The 19,899-nt window shown below is 72.2% G+C and carries 21 protein-coding genes; 12 read left to right on the top strand and 9 right to left on the bottom strand.

Annotated elements, in window-relative coordinates:
* Nucleotides 1-35: 35 nt before the first annotated feature.
* Both ACGGAQ_RS07545 and ACGGAQ_RS07540 read right to left on the bottom strand, forming a co-directional pair.
* A complete protein-coding gene (locus ACGGAQ_RS07545) occupies nt 36-1,049 on the bottom strand; it encodes an aminoglycoside phosphotransferase family protein (protein WP_393045481.1) in 1,014 nt (337 codons plus the stop codon).
* Nucleotides 1,050-1,130: 81 nt separating this feature from the next.
* Nucleotides 1,131-2,303, bottom strand: coding sequence for an acetyl-CoA C-acyltransferase (locus tag ACGGAQ_RS07540; RefSeq protein WP_357575792.1), 1,173 nt, complete (start codon nt 2,301-2,303; stop codon nt 1,131-1,133).
* A gap of 118 nt (nt 2,304-2,421) precedes the next feature.
* On the opposite strand from ACGGAQ_RS07540, the gene ACGGAQ_RS07535 reads away from it, so the two are divergent.
* Entirely contained in the window at nt 2,422-2,850 is a 429-nt protein-coding gene (locus ACGGAQ_RS07535) for a PH domain-containing protein (RefSeq protein WP_393045479.1), read from the top strand.
* A gap of 4 nt (nt 2,851-2,854) precedes the next feature.
* Here the strand turns inward: ACGGAQ_RS07535 and ACGGAQ_RS07530 are convergent, their stop codons facing one another.
* Both ACGGAQ_RS07530 and ACGGAQ_RS07525 read right to left on the bottom strand, forming a co-directional pair.
* On the bottom strand, nt 2,855-3,766 hold the full coding sequence (locus ACGGAQ_RS07530; RefSeq protein ID WP_393045477.1) for a rhomboid family intramembrane serine protease: 912 nt from the start codon (nt 3,764-3,766) through the stop codon (nt 2,855-2,857).
* A 100-nt stretch (nt 3,767-3,866) separates the two neighbouring features.
* Complete coding sequence (locus tag ACGGAQ_RS07525; RefSeq protein ID WP_393045475.1) at nt 3,867-4,397, bottom strand: peptidylprolyl isomerase; 531 nt, start codon at nt 4,395-4,397, stop codon at nt 3,867-3,869.
* A gap of 84 nt (nt 4,398-4,481) precedes the next feature.
* Here ACGGAQ_RS07525 and ACGGAQ_RS07520 point away from each other — a divergent pair, with 84 nt between their 5' ends.
* Complete coding sequence (locus tag ACGGAQ_RS07520; RefSeq protein ID WP_393045473.1) at nt 4,482-5,258, top strand: hypothetical protein; 777 nt, start codon at nt 4,482-4,484, stop codon at nt 5,256-5,258.
* A 103-nt stretch (nt 5,259-5,361) separates the two neighbouring features.
* Here the strand turns inward: ACGGAQ_RS07520 and corA are convergent, their stop codons facing one another.
* The 4 genes from corA to ACGGAQ_RS07500 all read right to left on the bottom strand — a co-directional run bounded on the left by corA (nt 5,362) and on the right by ACGGAQ_RS07500 (nt 8,948).
* Entirely contained in the window at nt 5,362-6,510 is a 1,149-nt protein-coding gene (gene corA / locus ACGGAQ_RS07515) for a magnesium/cobalt transporter CorA (RefSeq protein WP_393045471.1), read from the bottom strand.
* Nucleotides 6,511-6,812: 302 nt separating this feature from the next.
* Entirely contained in the window at nt 6,813-7,907 is a 1,095-nt protein-coding gene (locus ACGGAQ_RS07510; protein WP_355063471.1) for a PLP-dependent aminotransferase family protein, read from the bottom strand.
* 106 nt (nt 7,908-8,013) lie between these two features.
* A complete protein-coding gene (locus ACGGAQ_RS07505; RefSeq protein ID WP_393045469.1) occupies nt 8,014-8,472 on the bottom strand; it encodes an ester cyclase in 459 nt (152 codons plus the stop codon).
* 83 nt (nt 8,473-8,555) lie between these two features.
* Entirely contained in the window at nt 8,556-8,948 is a 393-nt protein-coding gene (locus tag ACGGAQ_RS07500) for a CBS domain-containing protein (protein ID WP_354857317.1), read from the bottom strand.
* A gap of 114 nt (nt 8,949-9,062) precedes the next feature.
* Between ACGGAQ_RS07500 and ACGGAQ_RS07495 the strand changes: the two genes are divergently transcribed.
* From ACGGAQ_RS07495 to ACGGAQ_RS07475, 5 genes are all read left to right on the top strand, one after another.
* Entirely contained in the window at nt 9,063-9,512 is a 450-nt protein-coding gene (locus ACGGAQ_RS07495; protein ID WP_393045467.1) for an NUDIX hydrolase, read from the top strand.
* Nucleotides 9,509-10,282 carry a hypothetical protein gene (locus ACGGAQ_RS07490; protein ID WP_393045465.1) on the top strand — a complete coding sequence of 258 codons (774 nt, stop codon included), beginning with the start codon at nt 9,509-9,511 and terminating at the stop codon, nt 10,280-10,282. Before ACGGAQ_RS07495 ends, ACGGAQ_RS07490 begins: the two co-directional genes overlap by 4 nt.
* A gap of 79 nt (nt 10,283-10,361) precedes the next feature.
* Nucleotides 10,362-11,093, top strand: coding sequence for a sugar phosphate nucleotidyltransferase (locus tag ACGGAQ_RS07485; protein ID WP_007453659.1), 732 nt, complete (start codon nt 10,362-10,364; stop codon nt 11,091-11,093).
* Nucleotides 11,081-12,148 (top strand): iron-containing alcohol dehydrogenase family protein, encoded by a 1,068-nt coding sequence (locus tag ACGGAQ_RS07480; RefSeq protein ID WP_393045463.1) that lies wholly within the window; start codon nt 11,081-11,083, stop codon nt 12,146-12,148. The genes ACGGAQ_RS07485 and ACGGAQ_RS07480 overlap by 13 nt, the downstream gene beginning before the upstream one ends.
* On the top strand, nt 12,123-12,845 hold the full coding sequence (locus tag ACGGAQ_RS07475) for a CDP-alcohol phosphatidyltransferase family protein (RefSeq protein WP_393045462.1): 723 nt from the start codon (nt 12,123-12,125) through the stop codon (nt 12,843-12,845). The genes ACGGAQ_RS07480 and ACGGAQ_RS07475 overlap by 26 nt, the downstream gene beginning before the upstream one ends.
* Before the next feature lie 169 nt (nt 12,846-13,014).
* Here ACGGAQ_RS07475 and ACGGAQ_RS07470 read toward each other — a convergent pair whose 3' ends face one another.
* Nucleotides 13,015-14,280 (bottom strand): glycosyltransferase, encoded by a 1,266-nt coding sequence (locus ACGGAQ_RS07470; protein ID WP_393045460.1) that lies wholly within the window; start codon nt 14,278-14,280, stop codon nt 13,015-13,017.
* A 24-nt stretch (nt 14,281-14,304) separates the two neighbouring features.
* On the opposite strand from ACGGAQ_RS07470, the gene ACGGAQ_RS07465 reads away from it, so the two are divergent.
* The 5 genes from ACGGAQ_RS07465 to ACGGAQ_RS07445 all read left to right on the top strand — a co-directional run bounded on the left by ACGGAQ_RS07465 (nt 14,305) and on the right by ACGGAQ_RS07445 (nt 19,743).
* Nucleotides 14,305-15,165 carry an Fpg/Nei family DNA glycosylase gene (locus tag ACGGAQ_RS07465; RefSeq protein WP_393045458.1) on the top strand — a complete coding sequence of 287 codons (861 nt, stop codon included), beginning with the start codon at nt 14,305-14,307 and terminating at the stop codon, nt 15,163-15,165.
* Nucleotides 15,166-15,429: 264 nt separating this feature from the next.
* Entirely contained in the window at nt 15,430-17,001 is a 1,572-nt protein-coding gene (locus tag ACGGAQ_RS07460) for a sugar transferase (protein ID WP_354857367.1), read from the top strand.
* A 32-nt stretch (nt 17,002-17,033) separates the two neighbouring features.
* Nucleotides 17,034-18,260 carry a sensor histidine kinase gene (locus ACGGAQ_RS07455; protein WP_393045456.1) on the top strand — a complete coding sequence of 409 codons (1,227 nt, stop codon included), beginning with the start codon at nt 17,034-17,036 and terminating at the stop codon, nt 18,258-18,260.
* The gene (locus ACGGAQ_RS07450; protein WP_053651534.1) at nt 18,257-19,015 is read left to right on the top strand and encodes a LytTR family DNA-binding domain-containing protein; all 759 of its coding nucleotides are present in this window, start codon (nt 18,257-18,259) and stop codon (nt 19,013-19,015) included. Before ACGGAQ_RS07455 ends, ACGGAQ_RS07450 begins: the two co-directional genes overlap by 4 nt.
* A 65-nt stretch (nt 19,016-19,080) precedes the next feature.
* Nucleotides 19,081-19,743, top strand: coding sequence for a DUF5701 family protein (locus tag ACGGAQ_RS07445; RefSeq protein ID WP_393045455.1), 663 nt, complete (start codon nt 19,081-19,083; stop codon nt 19,741-19,743).
* The last annotated feature ends 156 nt before the right edge of the window (nt 19,744-19,899 follow it).

The raw sequence follows: 19,899 nt of genomic DNA, 5'->3' as shown, positions 1-19,899 counted from the left end.
CCGCCTGTCCGACTTCCGACCAGGACGGATGCCGGTCAGTGCTCCGGCTGAAGTGGGGTGGCGGCGAACAGCTCGGCGAGCCATCCGGGCACCGCCTCGGCGTACTCCGCGCGGGCCGGGTCGGCAGTGTCCAGGGCCCGTCGCCAGGAGAGCGACCGGCTCACCGCGCCCAGGTTCATGGCCAGGTCGGCGGCCTCGACGAGGGTGTGGCGGTCGTAGCGGTCGGTCCACGCCTCCAGGTAACCGTCGCGCAGCCGGGCCAGGCTGGCGTCGTCCGCCGACAACGCGGTGGCGTACCGGATGGAGCGCAGGGTCACCAGCAGCGTGCCGAACGGGTGCGCCACCGAGGCGTCACCCCAGTCGAAGTAGCGGTACCCGGCCGGGCCGGCGAAGACGTTTCCGTCGTGCAGGTCGTCGTGCTGCACGGTGGCCGGGATGCCGATGTCCGCGAGCCGGCGACACCGCTGCGCGTACGCCGGAAGCTCCGCCCGCAGCCGCTCGTACGTCGAGACGGCGAGCCCGCCCTCCGCGCCGACGCGCAGCGACTCGCGATCGTCGAGCAGGTCGGCGAGCAGTCCGGGCAGCACCTCCGGGCGGTGGTCCGGTACGCCGAGGGCGACCAGTTCATCGGCGCGCGGCGCGGTGGCGAGTTGGAGTGCCGCGTACCCGGGCAGCGCCCGCTCCCAGTGCGCCAGGTCGGGGTCGCGGCCCAGCACGTCACGCAGCGACTCGCCGCCGTCGGGAAGCAGCGACCAGCCCCGCTCCCGGTCCACCCCGATCGGGGCCAGCACCCGCTCGGGGGCCAGCCCGGCCAGCGTCGCGATCAGGACCGCCTCGTGGGTCGTGCCCCGGTTGTTGGCCTTGAACCAGACCGGCCCACCGTCGGTCGGCACCCGCCAGACCAGCGACCACGGCCGGACGCGGGGCTCCACCGGCCCGGTGACCCGCCGGCCAGCCCGACTCAGCTGCTCGTCGACCCAGGATCGGGCCTGCTCCTGCCACTGCGCGCTGGACCAGTCGGGGGCGCGCTCGTCGGCGATCGTCGTCACGATGGGCACCCTAGGCGGCGTGCCCGACGCGGGGCGAGACCATTTCCCGCGGTGCTCCTCGGCTGGCTGCGAGCGGCGAGGTCAGACCAGCTCGACGATCGTTGCGTTGGCCATGCCGCCGCCCTCGCACATCGTCTGCAGGCCGTAGCGGAGCCCGTTGTCCCGCATGTGCTGCAGCATCGTGGTCATGATCCGGGCGCCGGAGCCGCCGAGCGGGTGCCCGAGGGCGATCGCGCCACCGCGCGGGTTGAGTCGCTCCGGGTCCGCCTCGGTCTCCGCGAGCCAGGCCAGCGGCACCGGGGCGAACGCCTCGTTCACCTCGTACACCCCGATCTCCTCGATGCCCAGCCCCGCGCGGCGCAGCGCCTTCGCGGTGGCCGGGATGGGCGCGGTGAGCATGGTGACCGGGTCGTCGGCCGCGACCACGGCGGTGTGGATGCGGGCCAGCGGGCGCAGTCCGTGCCGGCTGGCCCAGTCGGACGTGGTCACCGCGAGCGCGGCGGCACCGTCGGAGATCTGGGACGCGGACCCGGCGGTTACCACGCCGTCGGCGCGGAACGGGGTGGCCAGTTCGCCGAGCTTGTCCAGCGAGGTGTCCCGGCGGATGCCCTCGTCGGCCGTGAACTTGCCGCCGTCGGCGAGCGGCACCGGGGTCAGCTCCGGGTCGAACGCCCCGGCGTCCTGCGCGGCGGCGGCCTTCTCGTGGCTGGCCAGCGCGAACTCGTCGAGCTGCGTACGCGAGAGGCGCCACCGGCGGGCGATCAGCTCGGCCCCGACGCCCTGGTTGAACGGCAGCGGCGCGTCGTCGGCGAAGCCCTCGACACCCCGGTAGCGGGCGCGGAGCTGGTCGCTGAACGGCATGCCGCCTGCCACACTGGAGCCCATCGGCACCCGGGTCATCGACTCCACCCCGCCGGCGACCACCAGGTCGGCCTGGCCGGAGAGGACTGTCGCGGCGGCGAAGTGCAGGGCCTGCTGGCTGGAGCCGCACTGCCGGTCCAGCGTGGTGCCGGGCACCGTCTCGGGCCAGCCGGCGGCGAGCACCGCGTTGCGGGCGATGTTCCACGACTGCTCGCCGACCTGGGACACGCAACCCCAGAAGACGTCGTCGACCTGCGCCGGGTCCAAGCCGGTGCGCTCGGCCAGGGCGCGCAGCACGTGCGCCGACAGGTCGACCGGGTGGACACCGGCGAGGCTGCCCTTGCGCCGCCCGACCGGGGTGCGCACCGCGCCGACGATGACCGCGTCACTCATGTTTACTCCCCGGTAACTTGGGCTGCCCCGATCCTACGTCGTCCGTGGACCCCTCGTCCGCCCGCGGGGCGAGCTGCCGCGACTCCCGACAGCCGCCCACCGCTGGCATGCTGGGCGGGTGGACGAGATCTCCCCGGCGCGGCAGTGGCGGGTGCCGACGAACCTGCCGGTGGCGAAGCTGGCCGGCGCGGTGCTGCTGGTCGCCCTCGGCCTGCTCTTCGCCGACGGCGACCCGATCCGGCTGGTCGTGGCCGGTGTGGCCGCCGCCGCGCTGGCCGCCTGGGCGGTCCGGGACCTGGTGGCGCCGGTCCGGTTGGCGGTCGATCCCGCGGGGCTCACCGTCATCCACGGCTTCGCCGGCCGGCGGCTGCTGCCCTGGCCGACGGTCGAGGCGATCACCGTGGACCGCCGGCAGCGGTGGGGGGTGAGCGGCGAGGTCCTGGAGATCGACGCGGGCGAGTCGCTGCACCTGTTCGGCAGGTACGACCTGGGCGCCACCCCGGAGGAGGTGGCCGCCGAGCTGCGCGCCGCCCGCCGGCACCCCTGACACGTCAGCTCAGCAGTTGCGCGGTGCGGAACAGGACCAGGCCGAGCAGGATCAGCAGGATGATCGCGCCGCCCACGGCCTGCACCAGCGTGCGCCGACCACGTGGCGCGTACGCGAGGACCGCCGCCATCGCCCCGCCGACCACCAGGCCGCCGAGGTGCCCGGGGATGGAGATGCCCGGCACGGTCAGCGTGAACACCAGGTTGATCACCAGGATGGGGATCACCTGCGAGATGTCCCGACCGAGCTTGCGCTCGATGATGATCAGCGCGGCGAAGAGGCCGAAGACGGCAGTGGACGCGCCGGCCGTCGCCGAGTTCTGGGCGCTGAACAGGTAGGCGGCCACGTTACCGCCGAGGCCCGCGACCAGATAGAGCGCGCCGAAGCGCAGCGGCCCGAGGTTGGCCTCCAGCGACCGGCCGAGCACCCACAGCGCCCACATGTTGAGGAGCAGGTGGATCACGCCGTAGTGCAGGAACATCGCGGTGACCAGCCGATACCACTGGCCCTCGGCGATGCCGCCGAGTGTGCCGTCGGGGAAGACCGCCAGCCCGAGCACGGAACCCCAGTTGGTCAGCGGGGTGCCGCCGCCCATCAGACCGCCGAAGCCGGAGCCGCCCAGGGCCGCGTCCCCGCCCCGGTCGGAGGCGATGGACAGCAGCATGACCAGCACGTTCAGGGCGATGATGCCCTTGGTGACGTAGCCGTGCCGGCCGGCCGTACCACCACCGAAGGCGGTACGTGCCGGCCGGACGGTGCGACGTCCCTCGTTGACGCACTCCGGGCACTGGTGCCCGACGGACGCCTCCCGCATGCAGTCCGGACAGATCGGCCGGTCGCAGCGGGTGCACCGGACGTAGGTCTCCCGACCAGGGTGCCGGTAGCAGACCGGGGTGGTCGGCGGGGACTCGCTCACCGGGCCGATCCTCCGTCCGCCACCGCGCGGCTCACCGACGCTTGCCGGCGCGGTGCTCCGGAGCGCTCAATCATGCGAGCAAAGGTACCTCGCGGGTTCGTCAGGCGGCAGACCGCTCGATCTCGACCCGCTCGATGACGACGTCCTGCAGCGGACGGTCGCTCGGGCCGGTCGGGGTGTTCGCGATCGAGTCGACGACCTTCACCGACTCCTCGTCGGCGACCTGGCCGAAGATGGTGTGCCGGTTGTTGAGGTGCGGCGTCGGGGACACCGTGATGAAGAACTGCGAACCGTTGGTGCCCGGCCCGGCGTTCGCCATCGCCAGCAGGTACGGCCGGTCGAAGCGCAGCTCCGGGTGGAACTCGTCGGCGAACTTGTAGCCCGGCCCGCCCCGACCGGTGCCGGTCGGGTCGCCCATCTGAACCATGAAACCGCTGATCACGCGGTGCGAGATGGTGCCGTCGTAGTACGGCCCGTTGCCCGGCTGACCGGTGCGCGGGTCGGTGTACTCCCGGTTGCCCTCGGCCAGGTCGACGAAGTTGCGGACCGTCTTCGGAGCGTGGTTTCCGAAGAGCTCCAGCCGGATCGGGCCAGCGTTGGTGTGCAGGGTGGCGTAGACAGCCTCGGCCACGGGTACTCCTCACTCGTTGGTCAGTTCCATGCGGATCCTCCCATGTGCCCGATCTGGCATCGCGGAGGCATCCGAAGGTGGAGGATGACGAAGGAACAACTCCCAGGAGGTAGGACCGTGTTTGGAATCGGGCGGCGTCAGTCCCAGGGCCAGCTCGCCAAGGCCGAGCTGAACCAGAGCATCAGCCACCTGATGCAGGCAGCCAACCATGCGGCCAAGGGCGCGGGCGCGACTGTCGGTCCGCGGGTCCAGGTGGCCCGGGGCTACGTCGGGCCGGCCGCGGTGAAGGTGCGCGACCGCGCGGCGACCGGCTGGGGAACCACACTCACCACGCTGGCACCGCTGGCGGCGGCGGCCCGGGACGGCGCCACGCAGGCAGGGCCGCTGACCAGGAAGGCCAAGTCGAAGACCATGCGGATCACCGGTAAGAAGAAGCAGCCGCGCCGTCGCGGCTCGATGATGACCGGCCTGCTGGCCGCGGGTGCCATCGCCGGCCTGGCCGGTGCGGTCGCCCTGCGTCGCCGCCGGGAGCAGCAGGAGTGGGCGGAGTACGACCCGACCCGCACCCTGGAGCCGATGCGCGACGAGGTCGACTCGATCGAGGTGCCGACGCCGGCCGCGCCGGGCGCGACCAAGGGGACCGACGGGTCCGCCATGGCCGGGATGACCGGTGCCGGCAGCTCGGCGGTGGCCGGCGGCGACAGCGCCAGCACCACCGACACGGCCAAGCCGACCAGTGTCCGCCCGACCGGCAAGGTCCCGTCGGTCGCCGAGGGCGCCACGGACGTCTCCGGACGCCCGACCGACGACCTCACCAAGGCGCTGGGCAAGGACACCGCCCGCACCAACGGCCGCCGCTGACCCCCGGCACAGCAGCGCAGCGAGCGCCGGCGACGCGGGTTCTCCCCGCTCGCCGGCGCTTTCGCGGGTCAGAGCCTTTCGCGCCGGCCCGCGCCGTCGCGGGTCAGAGCCAGCCGTTGCGGCGGAACCAGCGGTAGAGGGCCAGGGAGACACCGAGCATCAGGGCCAGGGCCACCGGATAGCCGTACGTCATCTTCAGCTCGGGCATGTTGTCGAAGTTCATGCCCTCGACGCCGGCGATGGAGGTCCAGACCGCGGCGATGGCCGCCCACGCGGCGATCTTGCGCATGTCGTTGTTCTGGTCGACGGTGACCTGGGCCAGCCGCGCCTGCAGGATCGAGTTCAGCAGGTCGTCGTACGAGTTCACCTGCTCGACGGTGCGGCTGAGGTGGTCCTGCACGTCCCGGAAGTACCGCCGGATCTCCTTGGGCACGTCGCGGTTGACCTGGGAGGTCAGGTTCATCAGCGGTCGCTGCAACGGGATCACCGCCCGCTTGAACTCCACCAGCTCCCGCTTCATCTGGTAGATCCGCTGAATCCGGCCGTGGCTGTTGCGGTCGAAGACCTCGGCCTCCAGCTGATCCAGGTCGTCCTCGAGCTGCTCGGCCACCTCCAGATAGAGGTCGACCACCCGGTCGGTCACGCCGTACGCCACCGCCCACGGGCCCTGGAGCAGCAAATCCTGCTTGGTCTCCAGGTCGGCGCGGACCGGGGAGAGCCGGCAGGCGTCCCCGTGCCGGACGCTGATCAGGAAGTTCGGGCCGATGAAGAGCATCACCTGACCGGTCTCGACGACCTCGGAGGTCTCGGTCAGCTCGGTGTGCTCGCAGTACCGGGCGGTGCGCAGCACCAGGAAGCTGACGTCGTTGAACCGCTCCAGCTTGGGTCGCTGTTCGGCCTTCACCGCGTCCTCGACGGCCAGCTCGTGCAGGCCGTACGTGTCCGCGATGGCGGTCATCTCGGCCAGCTCCGGCTGGTGCAGCCCGATCCAGACGAAGCCGTGCTCCTCCCGGCGTGCCGCCTCCAACGCGTCCGCGTACGTCCAGTCGCCGGGCTGCCGCTTGCCGTCGATGTAGAGCGCGCAGTCGACCACCCCGCTGCGGCCGGTGCCGGTGGGGGCCGGGGTGGGCGGCGATCCGTCGGCGTTGAGCATCCTGGTCACCGCCCGGACCGGGGACGGCCAGGCCCGGGGTCGCAGCACCCGGGACGTGTTCAGCGGGACCGTCCGGCCCCGCTCTGCCCGATCCGTCATCGCGACACCTCCCCGCGCTCGCCTGCGGCTTGCAGGCTACGCCGGTGGTCGCCACCGGCAGGTGTGACGGCGGTCGCGGGTGCGGCGCCGGGCGGGCCGGGCCGCATCGGGGGGTGAAGGACGACACGGCCCACCCGGCGCCCGTGGGGGCGGGGGTTGTGCTGCACGCGTGGCCCGAGGGGCGGCGGGGTGGCCCCCGCTACACCTGACGGGTGACGCTCGCAGCATTGTGAGCCGCCGGCCGCCCGCTGGGGAGTCCCGGGACGGCCGGCATCGTCGTTCTGTCGGGAACCCGACAGAAATCAGCTCCGGACAGCCTCGACGGCCGCCGCGAGCCGCCGGACACCCTCGTCGATCTTGTCGGCTGTCACGGCCGAGAAGGCCAGCCGCAGGGCGTGCCGCCCACCGTCGAGAACGAAGTCGCTGCCCTTGACCACCGCGACACCACGCTCGGCCGCCGCCGGGGCGAGCCGGTCCACCAGCACGTCCTCGGGGAACTCCACCCACAGGAAGTAGCCGCCGTCGGGCTCCACGAACCGCGCCTGCGGCAGGTGCCGGCGCAGCGACTCGGCCAGCACCCGGGCGCGTTCGCCCAGCGCCGCCCGAACGGTCTCGATCGAGCGGTCGATGTCGCCGGAGACGCAGAACTGGTGCACGATCGCCTGCGACACCATGCCGGGCGAGATGTAGAGGCTCGTCGCGTTCTTGGCGATGTCGGCGATCAGATCCGCCGGACCGACCAGATAGCCGACCCGCACGCCCGGGCAGACGGTCTTGGTGAAGCTCGACGCGTGCACGACCACGTTGCGGGTGTCCAGCGAGAGCATCGACGGCAGCGCCTCGCCGCGGAAGCGGATGTCCGCGTACGGGTCGTCCTCGAAGATCGTGAACTCGTACTCGGCGGCCAGGTCGAGCAGTTCGCGGCGCTTCTCCAGCGACAGGGTCATGCCGGCCGGGTTCTGGTAGTTCGGGATGACGTGCGCGAGCCGGGGGCGGACCCCGGACTCCAGCAGCTTGCGCAGCTCGGCGGTGTCCAGACCGTCCGGCTGGACCGAGATGCCGTGCAGCTCGCTGCCCATCCGCTGAAGGTTGAGGAGCGTGCGGTCGTACGTCGGACGCTCGACCACCACCGCGTCGCCGGGACGGACCAGGTGGTCGAAGAGGAAGGCGTCGGCCTGGAGCGAGCCGTTGGTGACCAGCACCTGGTTGGCTTCCACCCCGTGCTTCTCGGCGATCCACTTTCGCAGCGGAAGGTAACCGACGGAGGTGCCGTACGCCGTGACCCCCGCGGGGTCGGCGTCGAAGGCGCGTACGGCGGCGGCCTTGAGCCCCTCGACATCGACGATGTCCAGCGAGGGCGCCCCACGGGCAAAGGAGATCAGCTGCTCGGCGGTCATGGATATTGAGCGTACGGGCGGCGGCGGGGGACGCGCGGACGGCACGGCGATGTCCGCATCCTGAGCCACCGGGACGGGTGACCCGGCTCGGCCGGTCGCCGTCAGATCAGACCGGAAGTGCGAGCGAGTCGTGCTGCGTCGCCCGGGAAAGGCCCTCAAACTGCACGCCCAGCGCGTCGAGGAGCTGGCTCCAGTCGAAGTAGGAGCGCCACGCGACGATCCGACCCCGGCGTGCCCGGACCACGTCGGCAACCTCCCAGCTCACCGACCGGCCGGTCGGAGCGACGGTGCCGTACGGAGAGTGCAGCGTGCCGGTGTGGGTGCCGCTGAGGCGCAGCTCAACGGCCGCGCCGCCGGACGTGCGCACCACGCCCAACGGGTCGACCCGCAGGTCCGCGAAAGCGCCCGTCCAGGTGCGCAGCAGTGCGGGCAGCTCGATCGGCCGGACCGTTACACCCGGCATGGCATAGAACGCCTCCGGGGCGTACAGGTCCGGCAGCCGGGCCACGTCCCGCCGCAGAAGCATCGCGTACTGCTGCTCGATCAGGCGCTCCGCGTCACGCATCGGGCCCTCCCCCACGGGCCACGGCATCTCCGCGCCCGCGAGGGATCCTTACCCGTCGATCCGGCCTGGCACACCTGCGCGGGTCAGGTCGTGGCGGCCACCTGGCTCTCCGCCCAGACCCGCATGATGTCCCGGACCGAGATCACCCCGGCCACCTCCCGGCCGTCGAGCACCACCAGGTGCCGGAAGCCGCCGCGGGCCATCGCGGCGGCGGCCTCGGCGACCGTCCACTCCGGCCCCGCGTAGACCACGTCCCAGGTCAGGTGGGCGCCGGTGCGTTCGGTGTCGCAGTCGAGGCCGGCGCCGATGGCCTTCAACACGTCGCGTTCGGTCATGATCCCCACGCCCTCGGAGTCCGGGTCGATCACGACCGCGGACCCGACACCGCGGGCCGACATCATGCGGGCCGCCTGACGCAGCGTGTGCTCCGGACCGACGACGAGGACCTGGCTGGACATCGCTTCCCGTACCTGCATCACACATCACCCCTTTGGGACGGTGGCATTCGGTACGGACATGGTCGTCGGTGGATGTTTCCGGCACAAGACCGGGCATCGTCGCGATGCCGGGCCGCTCGCTACTGTCGGAGCGTGTCCACCGAGCCCCTGCGCTGCGCCGGCGCGCTGATCGTCGATCACGACGGCCGAATCTTCTTCCAGCGCCGCTCACCCCAGCGACGCCTGTTTCCCAATTGCTGGGACGTGGTCGGCGGCCATCTGGAACCGGGCGAGGAGATCGACGAGGCGCTGCGCCGGGAGGTCACCGAGGAGACCGGGTGGCTCGTCTCCGACGTCCTCGGCCAGGTGGGCGAATACCACTACGTCGGCGACGACGGCCTGGCCCGCATCGAGTACGACTTCCTGGTCCGGGTGGACGGCGACCTCGACCACCCGAGGCTGGAGGCGGGCAAGCACACCGAGTACCGCTGGCTGGCCGAGCACGAGGTGACCGTGCTGGACGAGAACCGCGACGTCAACGACGGCCTGATCCGGCGGATCGCGGAGGAGGGCTTCGCCGCCCTGCGGTCGATCGTTCGGTGAACACCGTCGAGCTGGCGCCGCACCGGATCGCCGGGCTGCTCGCCCCGGCCGTGGACCGGACGTTCCGCGCCGGCATGCTGGCCGGTCGCGACGGTGGCGGCGCCGAGCTGAGCCAGCGGTACGGCGGGCCGACGGCGAACGGCTTCCTGGTGGACCTGCGCACCCGGCTCGCCGCGCCGGGCGGCACTGTCGATGGGCCGGATTTCGCGGCGATCACCCGTTACACCGACCCGGTCACGGTCCGCCGGGCCGTGGACAAGCAGGTGGCGTACGGCATGCTCCACCGCCGCCCGGACGGGGCGCTCTCCGCCACCGAGCGGGGCACCGCCTTCCTCACCGAGCTGTACCAGGTGCACGCCGAGGTCACCGAAGAGCTGTGGGCCGGGCACGACGAACGGGTCACGCGGCTCGTGGCGGGGCTCGGCCGGCTGCTGACGTACGCCCTGGTGCTGGCCGACACCGACACCGACGGCGACCGGAACGGGTCGGCGTTCGCGGCGCTGGCGCCCCCGCACGAGCCGGACGGCACCCCGCCCGGCGTGCTGCTGCTCAACCGGCTCGGCACGCTGCGCTACCACCGGGCCGACGCGCACGCCGCCGCCTGGACGGCCGCCGGACACACCGCGTCCAGCGTCGCCGCCCTGCCTGCCGGCCCCGAGCGGCTCGCCATCGAGCTGGAGACCGACCGCCGGGCGGCCGGCCCGTACGCCGCGCTCGACGCCCAGGAGCGGCTGACCATGCTCGCCGACCTGGCGGCGCTGCCCGGCTGACCCGGTTGGCCGGAGCGGCACGGCCGGCCGGCGCTATCCTCCACCGGTGACGGGGAGCAGGACGAGGGAGGATGTCGCGATGATCGGAATGGTGCTCGCGGCCGGAGCGGGACGACGGCTGCGCCCGTACACCGACACCCTGCCCAAGGCGTTGGTGCCGGTGGACGGCGAGACGACGATCCTGGACATCGCGCTGGGCAACCTGGCCGAGGTCGGGCTCACCGACATCGTGATCGTGGTCGGCTACGCGGCGGACGCGGTCCGCGAGCGGCAGGCCGACCTGGAGAAGAAGTACGGGGTCACGCTCACCCTGGTGCACAACGACAAGGCCGAGGAGTGGAACAACGCCTACTCCCTCTGGCTGGCCCGGGAGTACTTCGCGCGCGGGGTGCTGCTGGTCAACGGGGACACCGTGCACCCGGTGAGCATCGAGAAGACCCTGCTGGCCGAGCGCGGCCCGGGCATCCTGCTCGCGGTGGACACCCTCAAGCCGCTGGCCGAGGAGGAGATGAAGACCACCTTCGACGCCGCCGGCCAGCTCACCCGGATCACCAAGATCATGGACCCGGGCGAGGCGTACGGGGAGTACATCGGCGCGACGCTGATCGAGCCGCAGGTCGCCGACGCGCTCGCCGACGCGCTGGAGGCGACCTGGCGGCGGGACCCGAACCTCTACTACGAGGACGGCTACCAGGAGTTCGCCGACCGGGGCGGGGAGGTGCGGGCGGCGCCGATCGGCGACGTCCCGTGGGTCGAGGTCGACAACCACGCCGACCTGGCCCGCGCGCGGGAGATCGCGTGCCGCTACTAGCTCGGAGCGTCCTCACCCCGCTGCACATCGACGTGCGACGCGGGGCGGTCGCCGACCTGGGCGCGATCCTGGCCGACGGGCGGATCTCCTCCGGGGGCGACGTCGCGGTGGTGGTCGGTCCGGGTCAGGGCGCGCAGATCGCGGAGCTGATCCGGCCGTCGCTGCGGACGGCCGACGTGTTCACGGTCGCCGGGGCGACCCTGGACGCCGCCGACGACCTCGGCGGCAAACTTCGCGCCCGGTCGTACGACGCGGTGGTCGGGATCGGCGGCGGCAAGACGATCGACGTGGCCAAGTACGCGGCCACCCGCCGAGGGCTGCCGATGGTGTCGGTGGCGACCAGCCTCGCCAACGACGGGATCGCCTCCCCGGTGGCCAGCCTCATCACCGACGGGATCAAGGGCTCCTACGGAGTGCACATCCCCATCGCGGTGATCGTCGACCTGGACTTCGTGGAGAGCGGCCCGGACCGGCACAACCGGGCCGGCATCGGCGACGTGATCAGCAACATCAGCGCCTTGGCCGACTGGGAGCTGTCCCGGCAGGTACGCGGCGAACCGGTCGACGGGCTGGCCGCCTCGCTGGCCCGGGCGGGCGCCGAAGCGGTGCTCAACCACCCCGGCGACATGAGCGACGACGCCTTCGTCACCGTCCTGGCTGAGGCGCTGATCTCCAGCGGCCTGGCGATGGCGGTCTGCGGCACCAGCCGGCCGTCCAGCGGCGGCTGCCACGAGATCATGCACGCGGTCGACTCGCTCTTCCCGGGGACCGCCTCGCACGGCGAGCTGGCCGGGCTGGGTGCGCTGTTCTGCACCTGGCTGCGCGGCGACCTGCGCCGCTTCGGGGAGATGTCGGCCTGCCTCGCCCGGCACGGCCTGCCCCGACTTCCCGCCGAGGTGACGCTCACCGACGACCAGTTCGTCGAGGCGGTGCAGTTCGCTCCGCGTACCCGCCCGGACCGGTACACGATCCTCGAGCACCTGGCCCTGTCGCCTACCGAGACGCGGGAGCGGCTGGCAGACTACGCCGGTGCAATCCGCGACCAGCTTGGCTGACCCCCGTCCCACCGTCGCCGACTTCCACCGGGTGAACCGGGGCGGCGGCCTGTTCAGCGAATCGATCAGCCAGTGGCTGGGGGCCGTCTTCGCGCTGGTCGCGCAACGCCTCGGGCTGCGCCCGACCGCGCTGACCATCACCAACCTGGTGCTCGGGCTGGCCACCTCCATCACCGTGGTGGCGCTCGCCGGCCCGGTCGCCGACGGGGACGTACCGGCCTGGGTGGTCGGCCTGCTCGCCCTGGTCGGCTGGCAGGTCGCGTACTCCCTGGACTGCGCCGACGGGCAGCTCGCCCGGGTGACCGGCCAGGGCAGCGCGGCCGGCGCCCGCGTCGACGTGCTCTGCGACGTGGCCGCGCAGATCGCCCTGGTGGCCGCCCTGGCCGCCACCGCCGTGGCGCAGGAGCCGTCGACGCCGACCTGGCTGGTGGCGACCTTCGCGGGCACCTGGATGGTCAACCTGGTGACGTCGGTGATGCAGGCCGGCCCGAACGCGGCCAGCATGGTCACCTCGACCTCGCTGCCGGTGCGCCTGGTGAAGCTGGTCCGTGACTACGGCGCGGTGGTCTTCGTGGCCGCCCTGGTGCTGGCCGTGGCCCCCGCGCTGGTCCTCTGGGTGATCATCGCGTTCACGATCGTCAACGGTGGCTTCCTGCTGGCCAGCATCGCCTTCTCCGCCCGCGCCTCGCTGCGCTGATCCCCCGCCCGCGCCACTCCCGGACCGGTACCAAGGGTGTTCGAGTCCTCCTTTGCTCTGCTTCAGCCCAGGAAACACGTGGCGTCCGATATCCGGACACCGGGTGTTTCCTCCGCTGAAGCAGAGCAAAGGGAGCGAACAGTAGGTGCTCTCCTCCCGCGCTCCGAAGTTACGGCGTTACGGCGTGGGCCATCCCCGCGTAGATGTCGATGAGCTGCTTGGTGACCACGTCCGGGTGGAAGGTCCGCTCGTAGCGGGCGCGGGCGGCCAGGGTGAGTCCGGACGCGCCGGCCCGGGCCACCGGCAGGGCTGCCGCCAGCGCGGCCGGCTCCGGAGCCACCACCCAGCCGGCCTCGCCGAGGCCGATCCCGGCCGGCATGACCGGCCCGCCGCCCCCGGCGACCGCTGAGGCGGTCTCGGCCGGGCCGGTGCCGGCGGGCTCGTGCGGGGCGTCCGCTCCGACGAGGTACGGAATACCGCCCAACGCGGTGCCGAGCACCGGCCGGCCGCTGGCCAGCGCCTCGATGATCACGGTCGGCAGCACGTCGTGCCACATCGAGGCCGCGATCACCACGGCGCTCGCCTCGACCGCGGCGCGTACCCCGGCGCGGTCGAGCTGACCGAGGTAGACCACGTCGGGTCGCTCGGCGGCGGCGGCCTCCACCAGCGGGCGCAGCTCGCCGTCACCGGCCACGCGCAGCGTGCCCAGGGTGCCCACCGGATGGCGACGCCAGGCGTCCAGCAGCAGGTCGACACCCTTCTCGGGCGACAGCCGGGCCATGTAGAGGAAGCCGTCACCCAGCGGGGCCGGCCGGCCGGGATCGGGTACGGCGTTCGGCTTCACGACGATCCGGTCGTCCGGAATGCCGTAATCGCGGAGGTGGTCGGCGATGGCCGTGGTGAGCGCGATGAACCGGTCCACCGAGCGCCAGGTGCCCCGGTGCACCGCCAGGGTGGTCGCCATCAGAGCGCTCTGCGCCGTCGAGTCGCGGTAGCACCGGTGCTTGATCGCCGGCACGCCCAGCGCCCGACCTTTGCAGTCCTGGCAGATCACCCCGTCGCGGAAGTAGATCCCCGACGAGCAGACCTGCCGGTAGTTGTGCACCGTCTGCACCACCGGCACGCCGTGCCGGTGCGCGGTCCGCACCACCCAGGGCGAGATCAGGGGGTACGGGTTGTGCAGGTGCAGCACGTCCGGGCGGTGCTCGGTGAGCAGCCAGCTCAGGTCCTGCTGAGCGCGCGGCGCCCAGATCGGCGAGATCGGCAGCAGCGCCTTGGCCGCCTTCGACATCGACGGGATCTCGTCCGAGCTGCGGATGAAGGGCAGCACCTCGACGCCGGCGGCGTTGAGCTGAGCGATCTCCGAGTCGACCATCGTGTTCTCGCCGGAGGGCTGAGCTTCCCGGTACCGGTTGTGCGCCACCACGATTCTCACGGGAAAGAAGGCTACCGTTGGCTGGTGCCCGAACTACCGGAGGTTGAGGCGCTCGCGGGTTACCTGCGGCAGCGCGCGGTGGGGCGGCGTGTCGACCGGCTGGAGATCGCCGCGATCAGCGCCCTGAAGACGTACGACCCGGCACCCGCCGCGGTCGCTGGTCGGGCGGTGGTCGACGCCCGCCGGCACGGCAAGTTCCTCGACGTGGTCGTCGAGGGTGATCTGCACCTCGTGGTGCACCTGGCCCGGGCGGGCTGGCTGCACTACCGGGAGGCGTTTCCCGCCACGACGCCGCTGCGACCCGGCAAGGGCCCGATCGCGGTGCGTGTCCGGCTCGACGACGGCTCCGGCTTCGACCTCACCGAGGCCGGCACCCAGAAGAAGCTGGCCGCGTACCTGGTCACCGACCCGGCCGCGGTGCCGGGGGTGGCCAAGCTGGGCCCGGACGCGCTCGCCGCCGACCTGCCCACCTTCACCGAGCGACTGCGCAGTCGGCGCGGGCAGGTCAAGGGGGTGTTGACCGACCAGTCGGTGCTGTCCGGGGTGGGCAACGCGTACTCGGACGAGATCCTGCACGCCGCGAAGCTGTCCCCGTTCGCGATCACCGACCGGCTCACGGACGCCCAGCTCGCCACCCTGTACGCGGCGACCCGCCAGGTGCTCGGTGACGCGGTCGAGCGGTCCCTCGGCCAGCGTGCGGCCGAGCTGAAGGGTGAGAAGCGGTCCGGGTTGAAGGTGCACGCCCGTACCGGGCTGCCCTGCCCGGTCTGCGGGGACACCGTCCGGGAGGTGTCGTTCGCCGATTCGAGCCTGCAGTACTGCGCGACGTGCCAGACGGGCGGCAAGCCGCTCGCTGACCGAAGGTTGTCCCGCCTTGTACGGTGAGTAATTGCACTCGGCGACTACGGAGCGGAATCGGCCAGACTGAGCCGAAGCTCCCGTCCACCGTTCTCGCCACACGCGCATCCATCGGTATAGTGGCCCGGTCCCCGGCTTCTGAAATGGTGCAGAGCCGGCCAGATCCCGCCGGCACCATCGGTCGCCAATCTCCTTCGGGGCGGCGACCGGTCGGAGCCCACGTGGGAGACTGGGACGGTGGGCGACCCGGGCCCTCACGCCGAGTGAGCGGCCCGTGTCATGCGGGAGGACATGGGTGAGGTGACGGCAAGCCTCCAGCGCCCGGTATCCAACGAAGGCCGGAGCAGACTCGTGCGGCACGTCGACAGCTTCGAGATCCAGCCGCCGACGCCGCCGTCACACAACGGCGTCCCTCGGTCGGCATGGGCCAGGGCGCGACGCCGTGTCTCCCGCTGGCACCGCCCCTACACGGCCATCCTGCTGCTGCTCGACTTCGGCGCGGCGGCGTTCGCCAGTTGGATCGCGATCCAGCTCTTCGACCAGGCCGCCTCCGGCTTCTCCGGCACCAACCAGGATCCGACCTGGTTCCACACCGTCTCCTACCTGCTGCTGCCGCTCGGCTGGGTGGTCATCCTCTGGAGCAACCGGGCGTACGACAGGCGCTACCTGGGGCTCGGGCCGGACGAGTTCAAGCGGGTCATCCGGGCCGCCGTCACGGTCGCGGCCAGCGTCTCCTTCCTCGCGTTCGCCACCAAGACCGCGCTGTCTCGCTGGACGGTCGGCACGGCCCTGCTCGGGGCGCTCCTGCTGATCCTGTGGGGCCGCTTCGTGGCCCGTTGGGCGCTGCACTACATCCGTCGTCGGGCCGGCCAGGCGGCACACCGGATGGTGCTGGTCGGCACCCTGCCGGAGTGCTTGGAGGTCTACGCGGCGGTCACCCGCAGCCCGAACGCCGGGCTGGTCCCGGTCGCGATCCACATCACCGACGGGTACGCGGCGGCCCGCGGGGTGCCGACCCCGGTGCCGGTGCACGCCGGCCGCGACGTCCTGGCCCTGGTCCGTGAGGTCGGCGGGGACACCATCGCCGTCTGCGGGTCGGCCAGCGCCGAGCCGGGCGAGCTGCGCCGGCTGGCCTGGCAGTTGGAGGGCTCCGGCGTCGACCTGGTGGTCGCACCGCAGTTGACCGACATCGCCGGCCCTCGGGTGCACATCCGGCCGATCGAGGGTCTGCCGCTGCTGCACGTCGAGGAGCCGACTCTCTCCGGGCCGGCGCTGCTGGCCAAGAACCTGATGGACCGGGTCGCCGCCGGCCTGGGCCTGCTGCTGCTGATCCCCCTCTTCGTCGCCATCGCCGTGGCGATCCGCATCTCCGACCCCGGGCCGGTGTTCTTCCGTCAGCCCCGGGTGGGGCACGAGGGGCGCACCTTCCGGGTGTGGAAGTTCCGGACCATGTACGTCGACGCCGAGGATCGGCTGGCCAGCCTCACCGACCAGAACGAGACCGACGGCATGTTGTTCAAGATGAAGCAGGATCCCCGGGTCTTCCCGGTGGGTCGCTTCCTGCGGGCCTCGTCGCTGGACGAGCTGCCGCAGTTGATCAACGTGCTCTGGGGTGAGATGTCGCTGGTCGGGCCCCGCCCGCTGCCGGCCGACGACGGCGACTTCCTGGGCGATGTGCGGCGTCGCCTGCTGGTCCGCCCCGGCATGACCGGTCTCTGGCAGGTCTCCGGCCGCTCCGACCTGTCCTGGGACGAGGCCGTCCGGCTGGACCTCTACTACGTCGACAACTGGTCGTTGGCGTACGACCTGAGCATCCTGTGGCGCACCGTCGGGGTGGTGCTCGCCCGCAAGGGCGCGTACTAGCGCTAAGGGCCGCGAGCCGTCAGGATCGCTGCGTGGGTGGCAACCTCTCCGCCGTCGTCGGCGTCGTCTCGCTGGTCACCGCGCTCACCGCGGCCCTGCTGGCGGTGCTGCGGCTGCGCGCCCGGCGCGGCATCGCCACCGCCACCCAACGGGCCACCTACGAGGTGCTGCACACCGCCGGGCTGGCCGCCGAGCCGCTGCGGGCGGGGCTGAGCGCGGCGGGCGCGACGAAGGCCGTACGCCATCTGCGGGCCCTGGTGGGCGCGGTCGGGCTGGCGCTCACCGACGCCGACGAGGTGCTCGCCCTCGACGGACGCGGCACGCACCACGGTGCGCAACTGCTCGCGGCGGCCCAGCGCTCGGTGGCCACCGGGCGCTCGACGGTGCTCGGGGAATCCGACCTGCGGTGCGACCGGGTCGACTGCCCGATCCGCGGGGCGGTGGTCGCGCCCCTGCACGGGGCGGACGCCCGGGTGGTCGGCGCGCTGGTGGCGATCGCCGACGGCGTGCCGGCGCCGGGACTGGTCCAGGCCACCCTGGAGACGGCGCACTGGGCGGGCAACCAGCTCGCCCTGGCCGAGCTGGACTCGTCACGGGAGCGGCTGGCGAGGGCGGAGGTCCGCGCGTTGCGAGCGCAGATCAGCCCACACTTCATCTACAACGCGTTGACCGCTATCGGCTCGTTCGTCCGCACCGACCCGGAGCGGGCCCGGGAGTTGATCCTGGAGTTCGCGGAGTTCACCAGGTACTCGTTCCGGGCGCACGGGGAGTTCACCACGCTGGCCGAGGAGCTGCGGTCGATCGACAGGTACCTGACGATCGAGCGGGCCCGGTTCGGCGACCGGTTGCAGGTGCGGTTGCAGATCGCCCCGGAGGTGCTGCCGGTGACGCTCCCGTTCCTCTGCCTTCAGCCGCTGGTGGAGAACGCCGTCCGGCACGGGTTGTCCCGCAAGCCGGGCACGGGCATGGTGAGCATCGAGGCCCGGGACGCGGGCGCCGAATGCCACATCACGGTGGAGGACGACGGGGTGGGAATGGATCCGACCACGCTGACCGCCGGCATCGCCGAGCTGGCCCGCAGCACCGGCGACCCGGGGGACGACCCGGGTCAGCACGTCGGCCTCTCCAACGTCGACGAGCGGCTGCGGTCGGTCTTCGGGGACCGCTTCGGTCTGGTCGTCGAGACCGGGCTGGGCTCGGGCACCCGGGTGAGCATGCGGGTGCCGAAGTTCCACCCGGGCGTACGGGCCGGCTCGTGACCACCGGCTTCCTGCGGGTGCTGGCGGTGGACGACGAGCCGCCCGCGCTCGACGAGTTGGCGTACCACCTGCGGGCCGACCCCCGGGTGGCCCGTCTGCACACCGCCGGGGACGCCACCGAGGCGCTGCGGCTGCTGCGCGACGGTGACGTCGACGTGGTCTTCCTGGACATCCGGATGCCCGGCCTGGACGGCATGGAGCTGGCCCGGGTACTGCGCCGGTTCGCCCGGCCGCCGGCGATCGTGTTCGTGACCGCGTACGACGACGGGGCGGTGGACGCGTTCGACCTGGGCGCCACGGACTACGTGCGCAAACCGGTACGCGCCGAACGGCTGGCCGAGTCGCTGCGCCGGGTGATCGGCTCGCGGGTGGTGCCGTCGCATCCGGCCGCGCTGGCCCGGGCCGAGGAGGACCCGACCATCCCGATCGAGTTGGCCGGCACCACCCGGATGCTGCCGCGCTCGGCGGTCCGCTGGGTGGAGGCGCAGGGCGACTACGCCCGGCTGCACACCGCCGAGGGGTCGCACCTGGTGCGGGTCTCGCTGGCCACGCTCGCCGAGCGGTGGGCGGATGCCGGTTTCGTCCGGGTGCACCGGTCGTACCTGGTGCAGTTGAAGTTGATCGCGGAGCTGCGCCTGGTGAACTCCGGGTACGTGGTGGTGGTCGACTCCACCGAGCTGCCGGTGAGCCGGCGGCACACCCGGGAGCTGAAGGACAAGCTGGTCAGGGCGGCGAAGCAGGACTGGAGTCGCTGAAGCGGGAATGCTCCCGGCTCTCCCGTACGTTGTACGATAGGCGATACGACAACCGGGAGGCCGCCGTGCACGAGACTCCGTTCGACGCCGAGACCGAGTTCGACCGCCAACTCGACCATCTGGTGCGACTGGGCTATCCGGCCCTGGCCGGGATGCCGGAGAGCGCCTTTTGCGATCTGGTCGCGCCGCTGCGGGCCCGCGCGGTCGACGGCGCCGCCGGCCTGCCCGCGCCCACCGACGCCCGGGTGCCGTTCCTGCTGGTCGTCACGCGGGACCTGGTCGGGGTGGAGTCTCGGCTCGCACTCACCACCCTGGCCGGCAAGCGCAAGCCCGGCTTCCTCGACCGGCACTACGCCGAGGACGACCTGCCGCGCTTCGACCCGATCAAGGAGCTGGAGGTGCCCGCCGGGCCGGCGTACCTGCTCTTCGACGTCGACCGTGGCGAGGAGTTCCGCAACCTCGCCCCGGCCGCGGCGATGGAGGGCATGACCGCCCAGGATCGGCTGCCGCTCACCATCGACGAGGGGCTCGCCTTCATCACGCTTCATCCGGAGGCGCTGGCCAGCAACAGGTGCTTCTCGCTGGTCGGCTCCCGGTGCGGTGACAAGCGGGTGCCCGCCCTGTGGATCAGCCAGGGCGCGCCGAAGCTGGGCTGGTGCTGGTACGGCAACCCGCACACCTGGCTCGGCTCCGCCACGGCCCGCCCGGTACGCGTCGGCCTGGAGTAACCGGCGCACGGGCCACCCCGGCGGCTCGCTCGGTCCGTCCACAACGAGGCTCGGGCGTTCGCCGAGGCCACCTGTCGTGACCCTCGGGTTATCCACAGGGGTGAACCGTTCTCCACAGGTTATTCACAATGCCACCCACTGATCTCCACGGTGGCT

Origin of the sequence: Micromonospora sp. NPDC047557, assembly GCF_043205095.1 — a bacterium.
Lineage (GTDB): Bacteria > Actinomycetota > Actinomycetes > Mycobacteriales > Micromonosporaceae > Micromonospora.
The sequence above is the reverse complement of the archived record's forward strand: the minus strand, read 5'-3'. Positions and strand labels throughout refer to the sequence as shown.